The sequence below is a fragment of the Achromobacter pulmonis genome (genome assembly GCF_002885955.2).
GTDB classification, from domain to species: Bacteria; Pseudomonadota; Gammaproteobacteria; order Burkholderiales; family Burkholderiaceae_B; genus Achromobacter; species Achromobacter pulmonis_A.
The window spans coordinates 569,663-593,730 of record NZ_POQS01000002.1; the positions used below are offsets into that span (position 1 = coordinate 569,663).

Consider the following 24,068-nt stretch of genomic DNA (forward strand, 5'->3'; position numbering starts at 1 on the left):
GGGCCAGGTCCTAGCTGGTGAGTTTCTTCAGCACCTCGGCCTTGGCCGAGTCATAGTCGGCCGCCGTGATCAGCCCCTTGTCCAGCAGGTCCTTGAGCTGCTGCAGGCGCTGCACCGGGTCCGCGCCTGCCGCGGGCTGCGCAGGTTGCTGGCCCGGCTGCGCGGGCGGCTGGCCCTGCGCCGCGCCCAGCCCCTGCGCCATGGTCTGGCCCAGCGCCGCGCCGGCGGCCAGGCCCGCGCCGATGCCGGCGATGCCGCCTTCGTTCTGCGCGGCCAGCGGAATCGAGGTGGCAGTCTGGTACTGGGTGAACTTGCCGAGGTCGCCGGCCATGCCCATCGAGATCCGCGTGTCCAGCGCCTTCTGCAGTTCCTCCGGCAGCGAGACGTTTTCCACCGTGAAGTTGTCCAGCCTAACGCCGTAGCGGTCGAACACCGGCGCGAGCTGTTCGGCGATGCTTTGCGACATCAGGCCCTGGTTGCCGGCCATGTCCAGGAACGGCACCTTGGAGCCGCCCAGCGCCGTGGTCATGGCCGCAACCACCATGTTGCGCAGCTGCGCTTCCAGGTCGTCGACGGTGTATTCGTCGCGCGTGCCGCTGACTTCGCGGTAGAACTTGCCCGGGTCGGAGATCTGGTAGGAATACACGCCGAACGCGCGCAGCCGCACCATGCCGAATTCGCTGTCGCGCAGCGTGACCGGCTGCGCCGTGCCCCAGCGCCGGCCCAGCTGCAGCCGCGTGCTGAAGAAGATCACGTCCGACTTGAAGGGCGACTCGAACAGCTTGTCCCAGTTCTTCAGGTAGGTCAGGATCGGCAGCGTCTGCGTGGTGAGCTTGTACATGCCGGGGCCGAACACGTCGGCCACCTTGCCTTCGTTGACGAACACCGCCATCTGCGACTCGCGCACGGTCAGGCTGGCGCCGTACTGGATTTCGAAGTCCTGCATCGGATGGCGCCAGGCGAGCACGCCGTCGCGATCCTCGTTCCATTGCAGGATGTCGATGAACTGCTTGCGGATGAATGAACCGAGACTCATGGAAAGTCCTCCTGTCGGGTCGGAGACTGCGCGCCTTGCGTGTCAGGTCAGGCAGGCGGCGTTGACGATGCCGGCGGCGATCGAGATCGAGCCGATCAGGCCGCCCATGGCGATATTGTTTTCCCTGATGGCGTCGTTCATTCCGCGGATGGCCTGCGCCACCACCACGTAGACGACGATCTGCACCAGCATGGCGGCCAGGCCCCAGACCAGGAACATGACGAAGCTGGCGTGCAGCGCGATGCTGGAGCCCAGCGTCAGGCTGAAGCCCACCAGCGCGCCGCCGTAGGACAGCGCGGCGGCGATGTTGCCTTCGTGGATCAGCTCGAATTCCGGGTAGCGCGTCACCGCCGTGTAGACGGCCGTGAAGACGCCCAGCATCGCGAGCGCCGAAGCCATGTAGATCAGATAGGTCACCGCCGGATGCATTGCTTCTCCCATTGCCAGCCCTCCAATTGCGCGCAGTATATACGCCGGCTTCGATATACTGCGAACGCTCTTCGTGTCGGACATCCCATGCGCGACCGCGTACTCATTCTTTCGGTATTGATCGTCGCTTCCTGCGGCCTGGGCTACGAGCTCATCAGCAGCGCGCTGGCCAGCTATCTGCTGGGCGATTCCATCCTCCAATTCTCCTCCGTCATCGGCTGCTACCTGTTCGCCATGGGCATAGGCTCGTGGTTGTCAAAATATGTAAAAGACGAAGACGTTTTGAATCGATTCATCGACGTGGAGCTGCTGGTCGCGCTGCTCGGCGGCGTGTCGGCGGCGGTGCTGTTCCTGGTCTTCGCGTGGCTGTCCGCGCCGTTTCGCGCCGCGTTGTACGTGGGCGTGTTCGTCATCGGCATGATGGTCGGCATGGAGATCCCGCTGGTGATGCGGGTGTTCAACCAGCGCAAGGCCGAGTTCCGCGAGATCGTCAGCCGCGTGCTGACCTTCGACTACCTGGGCGCGCTGGCCGTCTCGCTGGTGTTCCCGTTGCTGCTGGCGCCCAAGCTGGGGCTGCTGCGCACCAGCTTCCTGTTCGGCATGCTCAACGCCGGCGTGGCGCTGTGGACCACCTGGCTGTTCCGCAGCGAGGTCCGCCGCCCCGGCGAGCGCGCCATCCGCGCCAGCGTGGTGATGGGGCTGCTGGGCCTGGGCTTTCTGTATTCCGGCAACATGACGGCCTGGGCCGAGAAAGGCCTGTACGGCGACGAGGTGGTGCATGCCGAAACCACGCCGTACCAGCGCCTGGTGGTCACGCGCTGGCACGACGACCTGCGCCTGTACATCAACGGCAACCTGCAGTTCTCCTCGCGCGACGAACACCGCTACCACGAATCGCTGGTGCATCCGGGCCTGCAGGCCCTGCCCTGGGCGCGCAACGTGCTGGTGCTGGGCGGCGGCGACGGCCTGGCGGTGCGCGAAGTGCTCAAGTACAAGCAGGTCGAGCGCGTGACGCTGGTGGACCTGGACCCGGCCATGACGGGCCTGTTCTCGCGCTCCGAGCCGCTGACCCGGCTGAACGGCGGCTCGCTCACCGACCCGCGCGTCACCGTCGTCAACGAGGACGCCGGCCGCTGGCTGGAAACCCATGCCGAGGTCTACGACTTCATCATCGTGGATTTTCCCGACCCGTCGAACTTCGGCCTGGGCCGCCTGTACTCGGTGCCCGTCTACCATCTGATGGCGCGCCACCTGGCCGAGAACGGCTATCTGGTGGTGCAGTCCACCTCGCCCTACTTCGCGCCGCGCTCGTTCTGGAGCGTGGACGCCACGCTGAAAGAGGCCGGGCTGAACACCTGGCCTTACCACGTCTACGTGCCCTCTTTCGGCGACTGGGGATTCATCCTGGCGGGCAAGCGCCGCGACTACGCGCCGCCCGAGAAGATCACGGTGGCCACGCGCTACCTCGACCCCGCCACGACGCGCGAGCTGTTCCATTTCCCGGCCGACATGCCGGCGCTCGCGATGCCGCCCAACCGCTTGAATGAGCAGTCGCTCGTGCGCTATTTCGACGAGGACTGGCGCCAGGTCATCCGCTGATGCGCCGCCGCAGCTTCCTGTTGGGCGCGGGCACGGCCGCGATCGCCGGCGCCGCCGCCGGCTACTGGCGCTCGCGCATCGTCGAGACCACGCCCCAGGTGCATTACCCCGGCATGCAGGCCGGCCACGCGCTGCGCGACGGCGCATCCTGGCCGCAGCCGGCGTCCGTGCGCCGCCACGGCGTGGCGATCCTGGGCGCCGGCGTCGCCGGCCTGTCCTGCGCCTGGAAACTGGCGCGCGAAGGCCATACCGATTTCATCGTGGTGCAAGGCCCGGAGTTCGGCGGCAACGCCGCCGGCGGCCGCCGCGACGGCCTGGACTATCCGCTGGGCGCGCACTACCTGCCGCTGCCGTCGCTGGCGTCCTCGCACGTGCGCGAAATGCTGGCCGACTTCGGCGTCATCCAGCGCGGCGCGGGCGAGGAGCGCCCCTACTACGACGAGGCCGTGCTGGCGCACTCGCCCCAGGAACGTCTGCTGCGCGACGGCCGCTGGGAAGACGGCCTGCTGCCCATGACCGGGCTGCCCGAGGCGGACGTGGCCCAGCACCGGCGCTTCCTGGCCCTGATCGAACGCCTGCGCGGCGCCACCGGCAGCGACGGCCGCAAGCTCTTCTGCATTCCGCTGGCGCTGTCGTCGCGCGATCCCGCGTGGCGCGCGCTGGACGCCATCACGTTCAAGCAGTGGCTGCAGCGCGAAGGCTATACCTCGCCGGCGCTGCACTGGTATCTGGACTACTGCTGCCGCGACGACTATGGCGCGCGCTACGACGTGGTCTCGGCCTGGGCCGGCCTGCATTATTTCGCCAGCCGCGACGGCCATGCGGCCAACGCCGCCGAGGGCGCGGTGCTGACCTGGCCCGGCGGCCTGTCGGTGCTGGCGGCCAGCCTGCGCGACGCGGTCACGCGCAAGCTGGGCCATGACCGATGGCTCGTGGCCGGCGCCGCGGTGCGCGTCCAGGACACGCCCGCCGGCCCGCTGGTCACCTGCCTCGCGCCCGGCCCCGCGGCCTCGGCCTACAGCGTGCAGACCCGCCGCACGGTGTGCGCGATGCCGCTGTTCGTGGCCCAGCGCATCCTGCCCGACATCCGCGCCTACGGCTACGACCCGGCCGTGCACGCGTCCTCGCACGCGCCCTGGATGGTGTCGAACTTCGTCATGGACGGCTACCCGGCCGAGGCGCCGGGCGAGCCGCTGTCCTGGGACAACGTGGTCTACGGCGGACGCGCGCTGGGCTACGTCGTGTCCACGCACCAGCTGCTGCGCGTGGCGCCGTCGCCGCGCAGCGTGTTCAGCGCCTATCACGCGCTCAGCGGCCAGACACCGCGGGCCGCGCGCGAATGGCTGGCGTCCGCCAGCCCCGAAGCCCTGCGCGACGAAGCCGCCGCCGACCTGATCGCGGCCTACGGCAAGGCGTTCTGGCGCAACGCGCGGGCGCTGGAGATCACGGTGCGCGGCCACGCGATGGCCTCGCCGCTTTGCGGCTACCTGTCCAACGCCGGGCTGGCGGCGCTGCGCGAGGTCGACGGCCCGGTGCTGTTCGCGCATGCCGACCTGTCGGGCTATTCCGTGTTCGAAGAAGCCGCGTGGTGGGGCGTGGTCGCCGCCGGCCGCATCCTGGGGCAGGCGCCGCCCACGGCCTGAGGGGGCTGCAATACAATTCGGCGTCCCGCCGGCGGCCCGGCGGCTTTTGGCGGAATCCCTATGGCAGCGAAGCAGGTCATCGTTCTCGGCGCGGGCATCGTGGGCGTGTGCTGTGCGCTCGAACTGTTGCGCCGAGGCATGTCGGTCACCCTGGTCGACCGGCAGGAGCCCGGGCGCGAAACCTCGCTGGGCAATGCCGGCGTGATCGCCCGCAGCTCGCTCATGCCGTTCAACCATCCCGGCCTGTGGGCCCAGCTGCCGCGGCTGCTGAAAAACGACAGCGTGCAATTCCGCTATCGCCTGCGCTATCTGGCGCGCAACCTGGGATGGGCCGCGCGCTTCCTGCTGAACGCCCGGCCCGCCGTGTTCCAGGAAACCGCCGCGGCGCTGGACGGCCTGATCCGTCTGTCCGCCCCCGAGCACCTGCGCCTGCTGGGCGAGGCCGGCGCCTTGCCGCGCCTGCGCGACACCGGCTGGGTCTTCCTGTACCGCTCGCAACAGGCCTGGGAAGGCGCCGAAGCGGCGCGCCGCGCTTATGCGCAGTTCGATGTGCCGACCCAGGCGCTGAACGCCGCCGAACTGGCCGCGATGGAACCGGCGCTGGCGCCCATCTTTCCGCGCGCGCTATGGATACAGGGCTCGTATTCCGTCGACGACCCGCACGAAGTCACGGCCGCCTACGCGCGCCTGTACCGCGAGCGCGGCGGCGCCTATACCCGCCTGAACGCCCGCGCCATCGGCCGCGACGGGCAACGCTGGACGGTGCGGGGCGACGGCGCCGCGCTATCGGCCGACCGGCTGGTGGTGGCCCTGGGCCCGTGGTCGAAAAGCCTGCTTGCCACGGCCGGCATCGGCCTGCCGATGGCGTTCGAACGCGGCTATCACATGCACTACAGCGGATTGAACGGCGCCAGCCTGTCGCGCCCGGTGTACGACACCGGCGGCGGCTACGTGCTCTCGCCCATGGCCCCCGGCCTGCGGCTGACCACGGGCGTCGAGCTGGACGCCTGCGAGGCGCCGGCGCGCGGCGTGCAGCTGGAGCTGGCCGAGGCCCGCGCGCGCGAGGCCTTCCCGCTGGACCGGCGGCTGGACGCCAGCGCCTGGCTGGGCCGGCGCCCCACCCTGCCCGACAGCCGCCCGATGATAGGCGAGGCGCCGCGCCATCCCGGCCTGTGGCTGGCGCTGGGCCATCAGCACATCGGCTTCAGCACCGCGCCGGGCACGGCCAGGATACTGGGGGAATTGATGGCCGGCGAAGGCGACGCGGCGCGCCACGCGGTCTTCCGGCCGGGGCGTTATCTTTAACGCTGCGCGGCCTCCGGATTCAGGCAAGTTCGCGCAGTTCGGCGAGCGACTCTTGCAGGGCGGCCTCGAAAATATCCAGCCCCTCCTCCAGTTGGTCGAACGGGATCGTCAACGGCGTCAGAACGCGCACGACGTTGCCGTAGACGCCGCAGGTCAGGAGGATCAGCCCGCGATCGGCGGCCGAACGTGTCAGCGCCTTGACCAGCTCCGGCCACGGCTCGCGCGATTCCCGGTCTTTGACGAACTCCACCGCCACCATCGCGCCCAGGCCCCGCACATTGCCGACGCAGGTGTAGCGATCATCATCCAGCCAGGCCTTGAAGCGGCTCATCACGCTCTCGCCAACTTGCACCGCACGCTCAGCCAGATTTTCCTCGGCAAGCACATCGATCACCGCCAAGGCGGCTGCGCAGGACAACGGGTTGCCTGCGAAAGTGGAACCCAGCCCGCCGGCGGGAATCTTGTCCATCACGCTTGCGCGACCCGTGATCGCGGCAATCGGAAAGCCGCCACCCAAACCCTTCGCCATCGTGATGATGTCCGGCGCGACGCCCATGTGTTCCATGGCGAACATGCGGCCCGTGCGGCAGAAGCCGGTCTGGATCTCGTCGGCGATCAGCAGGATACCGTGCCTGTCGCACAACTGGCGCAGGCTTTTCATTAGGGACGCGCTGGCGGGATTGAAACCGCCCTCGCCTTGCACCGGCTCGATGATGATGCCAGCAACGCGGCTGGGGTCCACCTCGGATTTGAACAGCGTATCCAGAGCCCGCAGGCTGTCGGCCTCGGTGGTGCCCCGGTAGGGCGTGGGAAAGGGTACGTGGTAGACGTCCGGCACCAGGGGACCGAAGCCTGCCTTGTACGGCACTGTCTTTCCGGTCAGGCTCATTGTCATCAGCGTGCGCCCATGGAAAGCGCCGGAGAACGCCACGAAGGCCGAGCGGCCCGTCGCCGCGCGCGCCACTTTAATGGCGTTTTCATTGGCCTCAGCCCCCGTGTTCACCAGGAATGTCTTCTTCGGAAAATCGCCCGGCACCAAGGCGTTCAGGCGTTCGCACAGCGCCAGATAGCCCTCGTAGGGCGTCGTCTGGAAAGACAGGTGAGTGTAGCGGTCCAACTGCGATTTGACGCGCTCGACGACCTTGGGATGGCGATGGCCCGTGTTGGCGACCGCGATGCCCGCTCCGAAGTCGATGTAACGCTTGCCGGCTTCGTCCCAATATTCGGCGTTCTCGGCCCGGTCGATCATCATGTCCAGATGCTGGGCCAAGCCCGCGGGAATCGCGGCCTTGCGGCGTTCGTTGAAAGTCTCTTGCTGGGACATCATCCCCTCCTTCAGGTAAGTCGGCGCCGCCCCGCGCCCGCGGGACGGCGGTTTCTCATGCCTGCGCCGTCTCGGGCGCCGCTACGCAGTCGACAGCGCCTTGCCGAGCTTCACGCTCATGCGCCCAGTCCACGCACCACGACGAGCAGAACAGGCGCCCGTCCGGTTCCACACGTTTGGCCGCGTCGTCTTCGGTGCCTTCGTAGACCAGCACGCCGCAATTTGCACATTTGAGGTAGCGCTCGATATACAAGCCGTTCTGAGAGAACTTCATGTTTATGCTCCTTGGTAGTCGTAATGGCGGCGCGCCGCGGCGATGGACACGTAGCCTTCTCGCACGTCTTCCGCCACGGCTTCCGGTGCGCGGGCCTTCGGATCGCCGTAGCCGCCACCGCCTGGCGTGACCAGGCGCACGCGGTCTCCGCGCCGGATCACTACATTGGAGTAACGGCTGGAAGATGCCTTGCCATATGCTTCACGCATGGTCTCCCAGATTTGTCCGCCGGCCTTCTGCACCAGCGTGGCGCCCAGGCCGCCTTCCGTGCCGCCATTCAGCCCCCAGGGCGCGAACTCGTGCCGGTCCGTCATCTGCGAGCATGTAATGCTTTCGTTCAGGCACAGCATCTGCTTCGAATAGCCCACGCCGCCGCGGAATTCACCCGCGCCGCAAGAGTCCTGGTTGAACGCCAGGCTTTCGATGCGCCACGGAAAGCGCGTCTCATACACCTCCACCGGCGTAATGCGACAATTGCCATTGATAGAGTCAACCGCATCATTGCCGTCAGCAAACGCGCGTCCGCCCCAGCCCACGGCCTCCAGGTCGTAACAAGCGAAGTACTCGCCCGAGTCCGCGGCCACGCCTCCGAACACGAAATTGCAGTGCGTGGCGCCCTCCGCCGCCATAACGCGGTCCGGCACGGCCTTGGCCATCGCGCCCAGAATCGTTCCGACGATGCGCGGATGCGTTTCCGTATTGCCGCCCACTTCGGGGGCCGGAAAATCGACGTTGACGATAGTCCCCGGCGGCGCCACCACGCGAATCGGCCGGAAGCATCCGGAGTTGCGGGGAATCGACGGGTCGGTCATGTGCAGGACGGCGTTGTACGCGGCCGAGGTGGCCACGCCCAGCGTCGCATTGATCGGACCGGACGCCTGCGGCGACGAGCCCGTGTAATCGACGATAATCTCGCCGCCGCGCTTGTGCACTTCCACCTGCACAAGATACTGGCGGTCGGCGTCGATGCCGTCGCTTTCTATCAGATCGTTGAATGCGTAGATACCGTCGGGAATCGCTTCCAGCTCGGCGCGCATGCGACGCTCGGAATACAGCAGGAGGTCGTCGACAGTGCTCAGCATCTTTTCCTTGCCGTACTTGGCGTAGACCTGCTTCATCCGGCGTTCGCCCAGGTCGACGGCCGCAATCAAGGCGCGCAAATCGCCGTAGTTGCTGCGCGGCGTGCGCACATTGGCCAGCAGCAGCTTCCAAACGTCGCGATTGTCCTCGCCGCGCGACTTGATCTTCACCGGCGGAATGCGCAGGCCTTCCTGGAAGATCTCGGTCGCCTCGCCGCAGAAGCCGCCTGGCGCCATGCCTCCTACTTCGGCCAAATGGCCAATGGCCACCGCCCAGCCCACCATGTCGCCTTCCACGAAGATGGGCTTGAAGAAGGTGTGTTCCGGCGTATGCAGCCCGCCCCGGTACGGATCGTTATGCAGGATGATGTCGCCATCTTCCAGTTCGTCCAGCGGCATTTCCCGCATGCATGATTTCACCAGCAGCGGCATGCCACCGATCTGGGCGGGGCAGTAGTCCGCCACCGCGATCATGTCGCCGTTGCGGTCCGCCAGGCCGCAGGTGAAGTCCAGGGCCTCGTTGAAGATTGTCGAATACGACGTCTTCATGAGTGTGATGCCCATTTCCCTGCAGATGGAAACCATGGTGGATTCCAGGATGTTCATCGTGACCATATCCATGGTGGCGCTCCTTATGCCGAAATGATCAGGTTGCCGTACGGGTCCACGCGCAGCGTCTGGTTTGCGCGCAGGATGGTGACCGAAGCACTTTCCTCGATGACCGCCGGCCCCTTCAGTACGTGGCCCTGCTTGAATGTCGCGCGGTCATAGATCGGCGTGTCGATCCAACCCTCGTCATGCCGCACCTTGCGGCTTCCGCATGCAGGTGGACTGCCTTCGCCACGGGGCAATTCGCGCAGCACCGGCTTTTCGGACACGGCCACCGCGATGACCTTCAGGTTGACCATTTCGATGGTCTCGCCCGGGATGGCGAAACCGAAGCGTGCTTCGTGCTGTTCGTGAAAACGCGCCCATAGCGTCGCAATGCTGGCATCGTCGAATTCGTCGCCGTCCAGCATCACTTCCAGTTCGTGGTTCTGGCCCAGATAGCGCGCCTCGACCGAGCGATACACCTCCACCCCGCTGACGTAGCCTTGCGCATGCAGCTCGCCCACGGCGTCCTGCACCAGCGACTTCATTGCCGCCGCGACCCGCGTCTGCTCGAACCGCGTGGACACCTGCTGCACGGTGCGGTGCCTGTCCACGCGCGCATCGGTCATGATGAAGCCAAAGGCCGAGAATTGGCCCGGATAGTTCGGCACCATGCCCTGCGGAATCCCGCTAATCTCCATCAGGTCGCAGATGTGCACCGGCCCTGCCCCCCCGGATGCCACCAGGGTGAAATCGCGCGGGTCCAGTCCGCGTTGCAGCAGCACCGCCCGCAACGCCCCCAGCATGTTGTTATTGGCGATCTGCAGCATCGCATACGCAGTCTGGTCGACTTCCATGTCCAGCTCGGCCGCGATGCGGGCGACAGCGCGGCGCGCAGCGTCTGCATCCAGCTTCATGCGGCCGCCCAGGAAGTAATCCGGATTGATACGGCCCAGCACCACATTGGCATCGGTGACAGTGGCGAGCTCGCCGCCTCGGCCATAGCAAGCAGGCCCGGGCTCGGCTCCCGCCGACTGCGGCCCCATGCGCAGCATCCCTCCCTTGTCGATCCAGGCCACGGAACCGCCGCCCGCTCCGATGGTGTGGATGTCGATCATCGGAACCTGGATCGGCAGCCCCCATTCGATCTCGAAGTTGGTCGTCACGTTCTCCATCCCGTCCACGACCGTCGAGCAGTCCGTCGACGTTCCGCCCATGTCGAAGGTGACCAGGTTGCGCAAGCCTGTCAGCTGGGCCACCGCGCGGGTGGCAACCACCGCGCCTGTCGGTCCCGAAAGGGTCATCTGTACCGGCGCGGCCGCAGCGCCCTTCAGGGTGGATTCGCCGCCGTTAGATTTGATCACGCCGACCTTGCCGCCGACGCCGATCTCGTCCAAGCGCTTCTGCATGCGCTCGAAATTTCGGGACACGATCGGCTTCAGGTAAGCGTCCGCGATAGTGGTGGACGCGCGGTCGTACTCCTTCCACTTGGGCAGCACGTCATACGACACCGACACTGGCAGGCCTGGAAGCTCCTCGGCAAGGATTTCACGGATGCGTTGCTCGTGCGTCGGATCGATGTAGGAGAACAGTGTGCAGATGGCAACGGCTTCGATGTCACCGCTTTCCCGGACGCGCGCGGCGACGCCGCGCACGGCGGCCTCGTCCAGCGCCTGCACCACCTCACCGCCGGCCGACAGGCGTTCGTCGACCTCGTAGCAATCCGAGCGCTTAACCAGCGGCTTGGTCTTGACCCATGTGATGTCGTAATGGCTGCGACGGTCACCACGCTGGATGAAAGGAACGTCGCGGAAGCCCTGCGTCGTGATGTAGGCCACCTTGGCGCCGCGTCGCGTCAGCAGCGCATTGGTGGCGATGGTGGTTCCCAGGCGGATCTTGGACACGGAGTCCAGGTCCTGGTGTTGAGAAAGCCCTTGCAAGACGCCGTCGATAGGCTCCTTGGGCGTGGTCAGGTTTTTCCAGTTCCGTATGGCGCCGGTCTCAGCGTCATACGCGACAAAGTCGGTGAATGTGCCACCTATGTCGATACCGACGATGTTGATATCCTGCATTGCTTTCTCCCTTGAATTCCGCCGGTCGCGCCGGCGGTGAACTAGTGATCGCTATATGCGGCCGCGATCCGACACCAGGAATCCTGGATATGGTCGCGCAGGGCCTTGGCCGCCCTCTCCGGGTCGCCCGAGGCCATCGCGTCCACCACCGGATAGTGGTCGACCGCGGCCGCCTCCAGGCTCTCGAAACGATGTTCCACGAGCGTGATGAAGATTTGCACTTCTGCATGCAGATTCTTGAAGGCCCGCAGCGTCTGCGTATTGCCCGACAACTCACAGATGCGCTGGTGAAAGTCGATGTCTTTCTGAACCAGCTCCATTTCCTTGCCCGCATTGGCGGCCTCGACCATGTCGTCGACCATCTTGCGCAGGCCGTCGACATCGGCCGGCGTCATGCGCTTTATTGCCTGGCGCACGGCGAACTCTTCGACCATAGAGCGGAACGAAAACACGTCTTCGATGTCCTGCTTGCTGAACGAGCGCACGAACGTCCCGCGCCGCGGCGAAGATACCAACAGGCCCCGCTCCTCCAGCTTGCGTATCGCTTCTCGGATGGGATTTCGGCTGATGCCCAACGTGCGCGCCAACTCGGCCTCATTGATGCGTTGCCCGCCTCGCAGCCGCCCCGACACTAATTCGCGAAACAGGTGCTCCGCGATCTGATCGGACAGCATGCGGCTGTCGATCAGAACGTTGCTGAGCAGCGGTTCATTGGGGGACGCCGTATGCGGATAGGACGAAGTCATAAGTGGTTTATTCCTTTTTTCTTGACCGTGCGGGCCAGGTGAACTCGCGTCCACCCATCAGGCCGTCTCGCCGGTAAATGAGGATGAGCAACATTGCAGCGGCCAGCACCAGTTCCTGGACGCCGCTAGGCAATGTGAATTGTGCTCCTCCCAGCGAAACACCGCTTTCGAGCTGACGGAAGACATCGATGACCAGTTGCACGAAAACCACTCCGACCACAGCGCCGGCCAAACTGCGCATGCCGCCCACGACCAGCATCGCAAGCGTGATGAATGTCAGGTTCAGAAAAAAGGAATCCACAGAAATAGTGCCGACGAAATGTGCCTGCAGGACGCCCGCGAGGCCCATGACCGCGCCGGACAGGGTGAAGGCGATCAGGCGGCTGCCGTACAGCGACACGCCGGCCGACCGCGCCGCGACCTCGTCCTCGCGCGCGGCCCGCAGCACCAGCCCCCAACGCGAACGCTGGTATGCGTAGGCCGTCAGGATGCTTGCCGCAGCGGCGGCAAAGGCCACGCCCGGCGTCACGAAGGTAGGCAGGCCCACCACCGAGGCCGTGCCCATGGTCACGCTGTCCCAGTTGGAATACACCACGTTCAGGATGAACAAGATCGCAAGGGTCGAGATCGACGCCGCCAGCCCCGACAGCCGCATCAGCACCAGTCCGACAAAGAAGGCCGCCGCCATGGCCGCCGCGACCGACGTCGCCGCCGATGTCCATACCGGTAGCGACTGCCCCAGGAGGAAATCCGGCAGACCTGGCATGACGATGGGTTTCAGGGCTTCGCAGCAGGTTTGCCAGGCGGCGGCATAGGCCGCGACCGCCATGAAGGACACGTGGCCGAACGAGACAATGCCGGAGTTGCCGATGAAGATGTACATCCCCACCACCGTGACGATGCGGATCAGCGCAAGGGTGACGCTGCTTTGTAATGACAGGCTGCCGTACTCGGCTGCCAGCAAGCTGGCCAGCCCCAGCGGCACGACCAACACCAGAACCGGCATGGCCTCTCGCCATCCGCAGCGATGATTTGCGGCAGTTTGAGCTTGCATCACACGCGCTCCCGGTTCGCACTGGTGGAGATCAGGCCGGACGGCCACCACAGCAGCGTCAGGATGACCAACGCGAAGACGCCGGCATCGCGGAACGGCCGCAGCTCCGCCGGCAGATAGGATTGCAGCAGCACGCTGGCCGCGCCCACCAGGAACCCACCCAATGCCGCCCCTGGCAAGGAGCCCATGCCGCCGATGACCGTCGCGAAGAAGGCATAGATGACCGGCATCATGCCCATGCGCATGTCCAGCGTGCCGGTCTGCATGATCAGCAACAACGACACCGTGCCCGACAACAGGCCGCTGACCGCGAACGCCACGGCGATCACGCGGTTGGCGGGTACGCCCAACAACCGCGCCATCTGGAAATTCTCGGCCGCCGCGCGCATCTGCACGCCAATGGATGTGCGCCTCAGGAACAGCACCAGCGCCACCAGCAGCACTGCGGTCACCCCCATGGTGAGCAGCTGCGTGCCCGGCAGGCGCAGTCCGGCGATGTCGATCGCGCGCCCCATGCCGCCGCTGATGTCGATCGATTTCGGCCGCCCGGTGTGCACCAGCATGATCAGGTGCTGAAGGAAATAACTGACGGCGAACGACGACACCAGCAAAGTCGCCGGGTTGGTCTGCCGTAGCGGCCGAAATGCGATGCGTTCAGTAGCCAGCGCCAGGATGACGACGATAAGCAGCACCGCCACGACCATCAGCGGCACGGGCAAAGCGCCAAAGAGCAAGGGCGGCGCCACGCTGGCAGTGGGGACCACCAGCGCGTATGCACCCACCGTGATGTAGTCGCTCTGCGCGAAGTTGATCAGGCGCATGATGCCGAAGACGAAGCCGATCGCCAGCGACACCAGCGCGTACAGACTGCCCAGCGCGGCGGCATCGACCAAGGTTTGAATGAAACCCGTCATGTCTCCCCCCCTTAGGCCGGGCTGCCGGACTTGCGGCCCAGATAGGCGCGCCGCACCTCCGGGTTCGCCTGGATTTCCTGCGGCGAACCTTCGGCCAGGCTGCGCCCGCCGTCCAGCACATGGATGCGGTGGCATGCGCCCATGATTACCTGCATGTTGTGTTCGATCAGCAGCACGCCGCAGCCGAACCGGCCGGGAATGCCCGCGATCAGATGCATGAGGTCATCGCATTCGGCGTCATTCATCCCCGACGCGGGCTCGTCCAGCAACGCGAACGACGGCGCTAGGGCCAGTGCGCGGCCGATGCCGATGCGCCGCTCGTAGCCGTAGGACAGGCTGTCGCAGCGTTGCCCCGCCATATGGCCGCAACCAATCCAGTCCAGGACTTCCTGCGCGCGCTGCCGCGCCGAGCGGCTGCGCAAACCGCTGCCCAGGGCCGCGACCATCAGGTTCTCGTGCACCGTCAGATCCTTGAACAACCGCCCGGCCTGGAAGCTGCGCGCGATGCCGGCGCGGGCAGCATGGCTGGGGCCGGACTCCGTCACGGGACGACCCGCCAGTCGTACCGTTCCACGCGTGGGCCGCTGAAAGCCGCTAAGCACATTGACCATGGTGGTCTTGCCCGCGCCGTTGGGGCCGATCAGGCCGACAACCTGACCCGGCCTGATTGTCATATTCACCCCGGACAAGGCCGAGATACCGCCGAAAGCCACGTGGACGTCACGCGCCTCCAGCACCGTTCCCGTGTCGATGGACATGTTCCGTTCTCCAGCCATCGCGTTCAGGCGCCTACCCGGAACAACAGCTTCAAGTCCGGCTTGAACTGGTTGCGGTACATCTCCACCGCGCGAAACGACCCATCCTTGACGGTCATAATGAGCCACGGTCGATTCACCTGCACGTGCAAATCCTTGGTGTAGCTTGTGGGCCCGACCAGGAAAGGCTGGTCCCTGTAGCCGTTCATCACCGCCAGCGTCTTGTCGGAATCCGTGCTCTTGGCTTCGCCCACGGCATGCGCCCACTGTTCGATCAGGCTATAACCCAGCACGGAATAGGAAGACACGGGCGGCTCGCCCCAGCGCGCCTTGAAGTCCTGCACAAACTTGTTCATCTCGGGGCGTGGGTCGTCGCCATACAGCGACATGAGGCCCGGCAGATAAAAGTCCTTGAGGTTCGGCACGGCGTTGAGCCAATAGTTGTCCACCATGGCGGTCGTGCCCAGGATGGGCATGTCCAGCCCCGCGGCCCGAAGCTGGCGGATGGCGGAAGCGCCGCCGGGCGTGTAGCTGCACAGGAAGACCGAGTCCGGCCTGGTTTTCAGCCCTTGCAGGCGGGTGATCTGCGCCGCAATGGAGGGATCGTCATTGCGGAAGACGTCGCCACCCAGGATGCTCTCCTTGCCGTTGCTGCGCGCCCATGCCGCGCGGAATCCCGCGCAAGCCGACTTGTTGTATTCGATCGTGACATCCTCCAGCACGTAGGTCGTCTTCATCCCCAGCTTCTGCTGCGCGTATTCGGCAATGGCAATGCCTTCCGACTGCGCGGCGCTAGTGGCCGTAAAGGCGAAACTGCCGACGCCCTGCACGCCCATCTTGGGATCGGCCGCGCAGAGGCTCATCGAGATGATCTTGGCCTTCTGGGCGGCCAGCGCCGCCGGTGCGCCGTAGTCGTAGTCGCACGACACCACCAGCAGGTCCACCCCGGATTGCACCAGCTCGGCCCCGGCGCTGGCGGACCGCTCGCGCTCGGTCTTGGTGTCAAGAACGCGGTACTTCACCTCGCGCCCCAGTAATCCGCCCGCTTTGTTGATCTCGTCGATTTTCATGACGGCCGCGCGGAACGGCGCAGCATCGTAGTTGTGCAGCCACCCGGATTGGGCGATGGCGAAGCCAATGACGATGGGCTTGTCGGCAGCTTGGCCTGCTCCACCGACAAATGCACCGGCGCTAAGAGCCATTGCCACGCCGGCGATCTTCAGAAATTTGGACAACGTGCGCATCACTTCCCCTTGCGGAGCGCGCTCTTCGTCGCACCCCGGTTGTGTTTACGAACGACGACTCATATTTTGCCCACTGTTAACTGCAGACTGTGGACAGTTGGCATATTGGTCTCTAAAATTTGCAGCGTCAATCGAATTCGCCCTAGTGACTTCCCTTACCCCGAGCTGGACGGCTTGGCCGGCGGCCCGGACTCATCAAGAGGTGGTTCATGTTGGAAATCAAGAATTTGCAGGCAGCCTATGGCCGGCTGGCGGCGCTGAAAGGCGTGGACATCCGGGTGCCGAAAGGCGCCATCGTCTTCGTGGTGGGGCCGAACGGAGCGGGAAAATCCACACTATTGAAATCGATCGCGGGCGTGATCAAACCAGTGGAGGGTTCGATCGACTTCGAAGGCGCGCGCATCAATGGCCGTCCGCCGGAACGCTTGTGCCGGGACGGGCTGGTACTGGTGCCCGAAGGCCGCCACATCTTCGGCACGTTGACGGTAGAGGAAAACCTCAAGCTGGCTATGAGTACCCGCAAAGCCAAGGCCGAGGCGGCGGAGGATGTGGCGCAGGCATTGGACGCCTTTCCCATCCTGCGCGCGCGCTACAAAGGCGCGGCCGGCTACCTGTCCGGCGGCGAGCAGCAACAACTGGCGATTGCGCGCGCCATGCTGCTGCGGCCCCGCCTCTTGATGATCGATGAACCTTCGCTGGGCCTAGCGCCGCTGGTCATCGACCAGGTCTACGACAAATTGCGAATGCTGAATGCGACGGGCATGACGCTGCTGGTGGTGGAGCAATCGACCGCACGCGTCATGGATCTGGCGACCCACGCATATGTGCTGCGCAACGGCAAGGTCGCGCTGGATTGCGAGGCGCGCCTGATCGGCGACGGCCGCGCGCTGGAGAACGCGTACTTCGGCTACGAAACGGCGGCGCAAGCCGAGGCCGCCGCCTGAAGCGCCGCCTGTGCGCCGAAAAAATACCCAGCGCCTGCCCCTTGAAGGGCAAGGCGCCGGGCGCTTGTTCCGTCCAGGCCGAAAATCAGCCCAGCAGCAGCGCATCGTCCGACAGCTTCTCGCCGCGCACGCGCTCGAACATCTGCAGCAGGTCCGGCACGTCCATGCCGCGGCGCTCGTCGCCGGAGACGTCCAGCACCACCTGCCCCTGATGCAGCATCACGGTGCGGTCGCCCACGTCCAGCGCCTGGCGCATGCTGTGGGTGACCATCATGGTGGTCAGGTGGCTTTCGGCCACGATGCGGGCCGTGAGCTGCAGCACGAAGTCGGCGGTGCGCGGGTCCAGCGCCGCGGTGTGCTCGTCCAGCAGCAGGATGCGCGACGGCTGCAGCGCCGCCATCAGCAGGCTGACCGCCTGGCGCTGGCCGCCGGACAGCAGGCCGATGCGGTCGGAGAGGCGGTTCTCCAGGCCCAGGCCCAGCGTGGCCAGGCGTTCGCGGAAGCCCTCGCGCATCGAAGCCTTGACCGCGCGGCTGTAGCCGCGGCGCGCGCCGCGCATCTGCGCCAGCGCCATGTTCTCTTCGATGGTCAGGTCTTCGCAGGTGCCGGCCATGGGGTCCTGGAACACCCGCGCCACGCTGCCGGCGCGCGCCCACACGGGCTGGCGCGTGACGTCCACGCCGTTGATGTCGATGCGGCCCGAATCGACCGACAGGTCGCCCGACACCGCGTTCAGGAAGGTGGACTTGCCGGCCCCATTGGAACCGATGACGGTCACGAACTGGCCCTGCGGGATTTCCAGCGACAGGCCGCGCAGCGCGCGCGTCTCGATGGGCGTGCCGGCGTTGAACGTGATTTTCAAATCTTTGGCGGACAACATTTCAGTACTCCATTAATACACTCACCGCCTGAACCCTGCACGGCCCGATCGGGGCCGCCGGGGGGGAGGCGCCGCAGGCGCTTCGGGGGGGTTACTTCCTGACTAGACGGCGCTTGAGCATGGGGATCACCAACGCGATCGTCACCAGCACCGCGGTCACCAGGTTCAGGTCCTGCGCCTTCAGGCCGATGAAATCGCTGTTCAGCGCCAGCGCGATGAAGAAGCGGTAGACGATGGCGCCGATGATGACGGCCAGCGTCGCCAGCACCAGCTTGCGCGACGGCAGGATGCTCTCGCCCACGATCACGGCGGCCAGGCCGATCACGATGGTGCCGATGCCCATGGAGATGTCCGACCCGCCCTGGGTCTGCGCGAACAGCGCGCCGGCCAGCGCGACCAGCGCGTTCGACAGCGCCATGCCGCTCAGGATCATGCGGCCGGTGTTCACGCCCTGGGCGCGGGCCATGCGGCCGTTGGAGCCGGTGGCGCGCACGGCCAGGCCGGTCTGGGTGGCGAAGAACCAGTCCAGCGCGAGCTTGGCCAGGATCACGATGACGACCAGGATCAGCGGCCGCGCGACGTAGTCCGACAGCCATGCGGGCTGCAGGATGGTGAATACGGTGGGTTCGGTGATCAGCGGCACGTTGGGCTTGCCCATGATGCGCAGGTTGACCGAATACAGGGCGATCATCATCAAGATGCTCGCCAGCAGGTCCATGATCTTGAGCTTGACGTTCAGCCAGCCGGTGACCAGGCCCGCGCAGGCGCCGGCGATGGTGGCGATGACGGTGGCCAGGAACGGGTCGGTGCCCGACGCGATCAGCGTGGCGCAGACTGCCCCGCCCAGCGGGAAGCTACCGTCGACGGTCAGGTCCGGGAAGCGCAGCAGGCGGAACGAGATGTACACGCCCAAGGCCACCAGGCTGAAGATCAGTCCGATCTCCAGTGCGCCCAACAACGAAAACAATGACATGGGTCAAATCCAGATGAGGTAAGAAACGAGCATATTAAAGAGTTGAAACGTCGGACTTCTTGCGTTTGCGGGTCAGTTTTACCCCAGCTTTCGCAATAAACGTTTCCCGAATCGCGATTTTCTCTCGTTTCCTGCCAAAAGCTCTCCCGCGCCGGGCGTAGTACGCCGGCGAAACTCAGAATCATCCGGGGAGACAGGCTAGACAAAAACGCAAGAAAAACCCCGCTCACGCTGCTGGAGCATGGCGGGGCTTGTACGGTTCCGGTTTACTTCACGACCACCGCAGCCGACTTGAGCACGTCGTCGGACAGGGTCACGCCCTGCTTGGCGGCCGCGCCCGGGTTCACGTAGAGCTCGAGCTTGGAGCTGGTCTCCGAGGCGATGGCGCCGGGCTTCTCGCCCTTGAGGATGCGCACCACGATCTTGCCGGTCTGCACGCCCAGGTCGCGGTAGTTGATGCCCAGGGCGGCGATGCCGCCGCGCTTGACGCTGTCGGTGTCCGAGGCGATCAGGGGGATCTTGGCGTCGTTGCCGACCTTGACCAGCGATTCGTAGGCCGACACCACGTTGTTGTCGGTGTTGGTGTAGATGACGTCGACCTTGCCGATCAGGCTGCGGGCGGCGGAAGCCACGTCCACCGAGCGCGGCGCGGCGGCCTCGACCAGGCTCATGCCCGACTTGGGCAGGATTTCCTGCAGCTTCTTGACCACCACGACCGAATTGGCCTCGCCCGGGTTGTAGACCATGCCCACGCGCTTGGCGTTGGGCACGATGCGCTTGATCAGCTCGACCTGCTTGTCCAGGGCCAGCAGGTCCGACACGCCGGTCACGTTGGTGCCCGAGGCTTCCATGCCGGGAACCAGCTGGGCGGCGACCGGATCGGTGACGGCGGAATACACCACCGGCACGTCCTTGGTGGCGGCCACCACGGCCTGAGCCGACGGCGTGGCGATGGCGACGATGGCGTCGGGGCGGTCGCCCACGAACTTGCGCGCGATCTGCGCGGCGGTGCCGTTGTTGCCCTGCGCGCTCTGGTATTGCCACTTCAGGTTCTTGCCCGGCTCGTAGCCGGCCTGCTTGAGGGCGTCCTGCACCCCGTCACGCACCGCGTCCAGCGCCGGGTGCTCGACGATGGCGGTGACCGCCACCGACTTTTGCTGCGCGGCCACCGGCGCGGCGATAGCCAGCGCCAGTGCCATGGCGCCAACCGTCAGAAAATGTTTTTTTCCGATCAGCATAGGTAAGCTCCTTGAACCCTTGGTTTTTGTCGATTATTACGGCGCCGCCGGCGGCTACCCGCCGGCCGGGCCACCATAAAGCCGTATAGTCTAACTTGCCGCCAAGCAAAATGACTTCGGGGAATCCCTGTGACGAAACATGTCGCCGCGCCCCGTCAACCGCTACAGAGGCCTCATCATGATCAAACGCGCACTGGGCCGTTCCGGCCTGCAGATTCCCCCGCTGACCTTCGGCGGCAACGTCTTCGGCTGGACCGTCGACGAGGCCGGCACGTTCTCGCTGCTGGACGCGCTGGTCGACGCAGGCCTGAATTTCATCGACACGGCCGACGTGTATTCGCGCTGGGTCAAGGGCAACCAGGGCGGCGAATCCGAAACCCTGATCGGCAAATGGCTCAAGCGTTCGGGCAAGCGCGACCGCGTGCTCATCGCCACCAAGGTCGGCATGGAGATGGGACCCGACGCCAAGGGGCTGGCGCCGGCCTACATCCGCCGCGCGCTGGAAGCGTCGCTGGCGCGCCTGCAGACCGACTACGTGGACCTGTACCAGTCGCACGAGGACGATCCCGACACCCCCCTGACCGACACGCTGGCCGAATACGCCAAACACATCGAGTCCGGCAAGGTGCGCGCCATCGGGGCCTCGAACTACACCCCGGTGCGCCTGTCGGAAGCGCTGATCGCCAGCGAACGGCACGGCCTGCCGCGCTACGAGAGCATCCAGCCCGAATACAATCTGTACCGCCGCGAGACCTTCGAATCCGGGCTGCAAAGCCTGGTGAAGACGCAGCAGATGGGCACGATCAACTATTACGCGCTGGCCAGCGGCTTTCTCAGCGGCAAGTACCGCACGCCGGAAGACGCCGGCAAGAGCGTGCGCGGCCGCCTGATCGTCAAGACCTATCTCAATGACCGCGGCCTGCGCATCCTGAAGGCGCTGGACGAGGTCTGCGAAGAAGCCGGCTGCACGCCGGCGCAGGCCGCGCTGGCCTGGCAGATCGCGCAGCCCGGCATCACCTCCCCCATCGTCAGCGCCACCTCGCTGGATCAGCTGGACGAACTGGTCAAGGCCGCCAGCCTGACGCTGACGCACGAGCAGCTGGCCAAGCTCAGCCAGGCCAGCGAGTGGCGTTGACCGGACGCTAGAAGCGCTGGGTCAGCGTGACCAGCGCGGTGCGGCCCTCGCCGTAATAGACCGAGTTGTAGAAACCCATCGCGCGGTAGTAGCGCTTGTCCGCGAGGTTGCTCACGTTGAACTGCAGCTGGGTCTGCGGCCCCAGGTCGTAGCGGGCCATCAGGTCGAACAGCGCATACGGCGCCTGCTCCACCGAGGCGGACTGCTCCCCGTAGTACCCCAGCGCCCGGGTGCGGCTCTGCCAGCGCACCCCGCCGCCCACCACCAGCCTGTTCAGGACGCCCGGCAACCGGTAGGCGGTGCTGACCTTCAGCATCTGCTCGGGCTGCGTGGTCTGAACCTTCCTGCCCTGGTTGTCCTTCGACACGCGGTAGGTATAGCCCAGGAACAGGTTCCAGCCGGGCGTCATTTCTCCGGCCAGTTCCAGTTCGAACCCGCGGGTGCGGGTGCCGTCCAGCATCTCGTACCAGGACTCGTTGCGCGCGACGTCGAAGCCGCCGTATTCGGCCACGTCCTTCTGGTTGGTCTGGAACACGGCGAACGAACCGTTCAGGCGGCCTTCCAGGTAAGACGCCTTGATGCCCGCCTCGTAGTTGTGGCCGTAGGCCGGGCCGGTCATTTCCCAGTCTCGGGTCTTGTACATCTGCGGCTGGAAGATGTTGGTATAGCTGGCATAGGCGGTATAGGTGTCGTCGAGATCGTAGGTCACGCCCAGGTAAGGTGTGAGTTCGGAATAGCGCTGCGATTGCGACAGCGTGGTCGGGACCGCCTCCGGGGACCATTGGTTCCAGCGGTATTCGTCGGCCTCCCAGCGCGTCCAGCGCGCCCCCGCCAGCAGATGCAGGCCGCTGGCGAGATTGAAACGCGCCGTGCCGAAAATGCCGGTCTGCGTGGTGCGCAGCTGCTGGTCCGAGACCGCCTGGTCCCAAACCGGTTCGGGCCAGTCGCCGCTCCAGTCATGGATGTTGGGAATCGGATAGCTCGCCTGGTCGGAAGAGTTCCAGCCCTTGGTGCGACTGCGCGTCCTGGAATGCGAGAAGCCCAGATTGAATTCATGCGTTGCGCCAAACAGGCCGAAGTCGCCGTTCAGAGAGCCTCCGTAGACGTCCTGTTCGCTATTGCCGCGGTATTTGCGCAGGGTCGGCGTGCCAGACAGATAGCCGGTTTCGGCGTCGACCGGGAAGTCCGCGGCGAACAGCAACGAGGCGTCGAAATCGTTGTCCAGGCGCGAATACGACAGGCGGCCTTCCCAGCCGTTGGCGAAACCATGTTCGAGCTGGGCGAAGTATTCGGTGGAGTCGGTGTCCCAGGTGGTCCACTTGGCGCCCACCGTCTGCCCCTTGCGCCAATCGACCTGCTCGCCGTTGGTGTCGAATATCGGCAGGCCGCCCCACATCACGCCCTTGGGACGCGAGCGCTGCGCGGACGCGCCGGCGCTGAGCGTGGTCGATTCGGCGATGTCCGCCTCGACGATGCCATAGGCCACGTCGCGCTTCTTGCTGTAGAGATCCAGGGTATCGCCGCGCCGCTCCTTGGCTCCGACCACGCGGGCGCGCACCGCTCCCGAACCGGTGAGCGGCGCCGACAAATCGACCTCGCCGCGATAGGTGTCGTAGCTGCCGCCCATGGCCCTCAGGCTGCCCTGGAACTCGCGCGTCGGCCGTTTGCGAATGAAACTGACCGACCCGCCCGGATTGCCGGTGCCGCTCATCAGGCCGGTCGCGCCGCGGATGATTTCCACGTGGTCATAGATGACCGGGTCCAGATTGCCTTCGCCGAACTGGTAGGTATTGTCCAGCGGCTTGACCACGCCGTCGAACTGCATGGTGTCCATCTGGAAGCCGCGCGAATAATAGCTGAGCCGGTCGGTCTCGCTTTGCTGGACGTTCATGCCGGTGGCGTGCTCCATGACGTCGCGCACGCTGCCCATGGCCTGGTCGTCGAGCTGCTGGCGCGTCACGATACTGGTGGACTGGGGCGTGTCGCGCTGCGTCAGCACCAGGCCGTTGGCCGACCGCATCCAGTCCGCGGTATAGGAGCCGCTGCCTTCGGTGGTTGCGCCGGCGCCCAGCACCACCACGGCGTCGAGTTCGGCCGTCTGCGCGCCGGGGGCATGCTGCAGCAGATAATCGCCGTCGGCGCGGCGCACGGCTTGCAGGCCGGTGCCGGCCAGCAGCGCCGCGAAGCCCTGCTCCACGCCATAGGCGCCGTGCAGCCCGGCGGTCTCCATGCCCGCGGCCAGCGCCGGGTCGAAGGACAGCAGCACGCCGGCCTGCCGGGCGAAACCGGACAGCGCCGCGCCGAGCGCGCCGGCCGGCACGTCCACCGAATGCAGCGCCGGCACGGCGCCCGCAGGCTGGGCCAGCGCGGGCAGAACCGCGGCGCCGGCGGCCGCGGCCAGCGCCAGCGCGGCCAGGGCCTGCATGCGCGGGCGCGCCGGCGCGACGGGACGGGAGGAGGAAAAAGGCAGAGACATATCGTTGGTTCCAGGCGAAGTAATTCGATGCTTCACCTGTATGCCAATCGAAAACCGGAAAGTGACAGCCGTTCCACCGGGCAGGCGACGCCGGCCGGATCAGCCTGCCGGCCGCAGCACCACCCAATAGCGCGTATGGCGTTCCACGCGCACCGGCAGCGTGCGCGCCACGGCGGCCAGGGCGCGGTCGGTGTCGTCCAGCGGGAACGAACCGGAAATGCGCAGCGCCGCCACCGCGGGATCGCAGGCCAGCCTGCCGGGCCGGTAGCGGGCCAGTTTCTCGACGAAGGCATCGAGCCGCATGCCGTCGGCGTACAGCGCGCCGTGCAGCCAGTCCTCGGCCTGCGCGACAGGGAC

20 protein-coding genes and 1 pseudogene are annotated in these 24,068 nt (G+C 65.9%); 5 read left to right on the forward strand and 16 right to left on the reverse strand.

Annotated features, from left to right (window positions below):
* Positions 1 to 10: 10 nt before the first annotated feature.
* Positions 11 to 1,036 (reverse strand): SPFH domain-containing protein, encoded by a 1,026-nt coding sequence (locus C1I89_RS08735; RefSeq protein WP_102772378.1) that lies wholly within the window; start codon positions 1,034 to 1,036, stop codon positions 11 to 13.
* 42 nt (positions 1,037 to 1,078) lie between these two features.
* The gene (locus C1I89_RS08740; RefSeq protein ID WP_102772379.1) at positions 1,079 to 1,465 is read right to left on the reverse strand and encodes a DUF350 domain-containing protein; all 387 of its coding nucleotides are present in this window, start codon (positions 1,463 to 1,465) and stop codon (positions 1,079 to 1,081) included.
* 87 nt (positions 1,466 to 1,552) lie between these two features.
* Between C1I89_RS08740 and C1I89_RS08745 the strand changes: the two genes are divergently transcribed.
* The 3 genes from C1I89_RS08745 to C1I89_RS08755 are packed head-to-tail and all read left to right on the forward strand — an operon-like array spanning position 1,553 to position 6,012.
* Positions 1,553 to 3,064: a polyamine aminopropyltransferase gene (locus C1I89_RS08745; RefSeq protein ID WP_102772380.1), complete on the forward strand. Its 1,512-nt coding sequence runs from the start codon at positions 1,553 to 1,555 to the stop codon at positions 3,062 to 3,064.
* The gene (locus C1I89_RS08750; protein ID WP_102772381.1) at positions 3,064 to 4,707 is read left to right on the forward strand and encodes an NAD(P)-binding protein; all 1,644 of its coding nucleotides are present in this window, start codon (positions 3,064 to 3,066) and stop codon (positions 4,705 to 4,707) included. The genes C1I89_RS08745 and C1I89_RS08750 overlap by 1 nt, the downstream gene beginning before the upstream one ends.
* A 60-nt stretch (positions 4,708 to 4,767) precedes the next feature.
* A complete protein-coding gene (locus tag C1I89_RS08755) occupies positions 4,768 to 6,012 on the forward strand; it encodes an NAD(P)/FAD-dependent oxidoreductase (RefSeq protein WP_102772382.1) in 1,245 nt (414 codons plus the stop codon).
* Between the two features lie 19 nt (positions 6,013 to 6,031).
* Here the strand turns inward: C1I89_RS08755 and gabT are convergent, their stop codons facing one another.
* The 9 genes from gabT to C1I89_RS08800 are packed head-to-tail and all read right to left on the reverse strand — an operon-like array spanning position 6,032 to position 16,065.
* Positions 6,032 to 7,339 (reverse strand): 4-aminobutyrate--2-oxoglutarate transaminase, encoded by a 1,308-nt coding sequence (gene gabT / locus C1I89_RS08760; RefSeq protein ID WP_440130624.1) that lies wholly within the window; start codon positions 7,337 to 7,339, stop codon positions 6,032 to 6,034.
* A gap of 52 nt (positions 7,340 to 7,391) precedes the next feature.
* The gene (locus C1I89_RS08765; protein ID WP_102772384.1) at positions 7,392 to 7,610 is read right to left on the reverse strand and encodes a hypothetical protein; all 219 of its coding nucleotides are present in this window, start codon (positions 7,608 to 7,610) and stop codon (positions 7,392 to 7,394) included.
* Positions 7,611 to 7,612: 2 nt separating this feature from the next.
* A complete protein-coding gene (locus tag C1I89_RS08770; RefSeq protein WP_102772385.1) occupies positions 7,613 to 9,310 on the reverse strand; it encodes a hydantoinase B/oxoprolinase family protein in 1,698 nt (565 codons plus the stop codon).
* Between the two features lie 11 nt (positions 9,311 to 9,321).
* A complete protein-coding gene (locus C1I89_RS08775; RefSeq protein ID WP_102772386.1) occupies positions 9,322 to 11,352 on the reverse strand; it encodes a hydantoinase/oxoprolinase family protein in 2,031 nt (676 codons plus the stop codon).
* Positions 11,353 to 11,393: 41 nt separating this feature from the next.
* Entirely contained in the window at positions 11,394 to 12,098 is a 705-nt protein-coding gene (locus C1I89_RS08780; RefSeq protein ID WP_102772387.1) for a GntR family transcriptional regulator, read from the reverse strand.
* A gap of 7 nt (positions 12,099 to 12,105) precedes the next feature.
* Positions 12,106 to 13,104, reverse strand: coding sequence for a branched-chain amino acid ABC transporter permease (locus C1I89_RS08785; RefSeq protein ID WP_102772388.1), 999 nt, complete (start codon positions 13,102 to 13,104; stop codon positions 12,106 to 12,108).
* Between the two features lie 47 nt (positions 13,105 to 13,151).
* Positions 13,152 to 14,045, reverse strand: coding sequence for a branched-chain amino acid ABC transporter permease (locus C1I89_RS08790; RefSeq protein ID WP_219929568.1), 894 nt, complete (start codon positions 14,043 to 14,045; stop codon positions 13,152 to 13,154).
* Positions 14,046 to 14,077: 32 nt separating this feature from the next.
* Positions 14,078 to 14,824, reverse strand: a complete 747-nt coding sequence (locus C1I89_RS08795; RefSeq protein ID WP_102772390.1) for an ABC transporter ATP-binding protein — start codon at positions 14,822 to 14,824, stop codon at positions 14,078 to 14,080.
* A 23-nt stretch (positions 14,825 to 14,847) separates the two neighbouring features.
* A complete protein-coding gene (locus tag C1I89_RS08800) occupies positions 14,848 to 16,065 on the reverse strand; it encodes an ABC transporter substrate-binding protein (RefSeq protein ID WP_102772391.1) in 1,218 nt (405 codons plus the stop codon).
* Positions 16,066 to 16,274: 209 nt separating this feature from the next.
* On the opposite strand from C1I89_RS08800, the gene C1I89_RS08805 reads away from it, so the two are divergent.
* Positions 16,275 to 17,009 (forward strand): ABC transporter ATP-binding protein, encoded by a 735-nt coding sequence (locus C1I89_RS08805; protein WP_102772392.1) that lies wholly within the window; start codon positions 16,275 to 16,277, stop codon positions 17,007 to 17,009.
* A gap of 85 nt (positions 17,010 to 17,094) precedes the next feature.
* Here the strand turns inward: C1I89_RS08805 and C1I89_RS08810 are convergent, their stop codons facing one another.
* From C1I89_RS08810 to C1I89_RS08820, 3 genes are all read right to left on the reverse strand, one after another.
* A complete protein-coding gene (locus C1I89_RS08810; protein WP_102772393.1) occupies positions 17,095 to 17,889 on the reverse strand; it encodes an ABC transporter ATP-binding protein in 795 nt (264 codons plus the stop codon).
* A 91-nt stretch (positions 17,890 to 17,980) separates the two neighbouring features.
* Positions 17,981 to 18,862 (reverse strand): ABC transporter permease, encoded by an 882-nt coding sequence (locus tag C1I89_RS08815; protein WP_102772394.1) that lies wholly within the window; start codon positions 18,860 to 18,862, stop codon positions 17,981 to 17,983.
* A gap of 266 nt (positions 18,863 to 19,128) precedes the next feature.
* A complete protein-coding gene (locus tag C1I89_RS08820; protein WP_102772395.1) occupies positions 19,129 to 20,100 on the reverse strand; it encodes an ABC transporter substrate-binding protein in 972 nt (323 codons plus the stop codon).
* A gap of 178 nt (positions 20,101 to 20,278) precedes the next feature.
* Between C1I89_RS08820 and C1I89_RS08825 the strand changes: the two genes are divergently transcribed.
* Positions 20,279 to 21,235 carry an aldo/keto reductase gene (locus C1I89_RS08825; RefSeq protein ID WP_102772839.1) on the forward strand — a complete coding sequence of 319 codons (957 nt, stop codon included), beginning with the start codon at positions 20,279 to 20,281 and terminating at the stop codon, positions 21,233 to 21,235.
* A gap of 7 nt (positions 21,236 to 21,242) precedes the next feature.
* Here C1I89_RS08825 and C1I89_RS08830 read toward each other — a convergent pair whose 3' ends face one another.
* Positions 21,243 to 23,711, reverse strand: a complete 2,469-nt coding sequence (locus C1I89_RS08830) for a TonB-dependent siderophore receptor (RefSeq protein WP_102772396.1) — start codon at positions 23,709 to 23,711, stop codon at positions 21,243 to 21,245.
* 99 nt (positions 23,712 to 23,810) lie between these two features.
* Positions 23,811 to 24,068: pseudogene (locus tag C1I89_RS08835) on the reverse strand (FecR domain-containing protein); the annotation flags it as partial.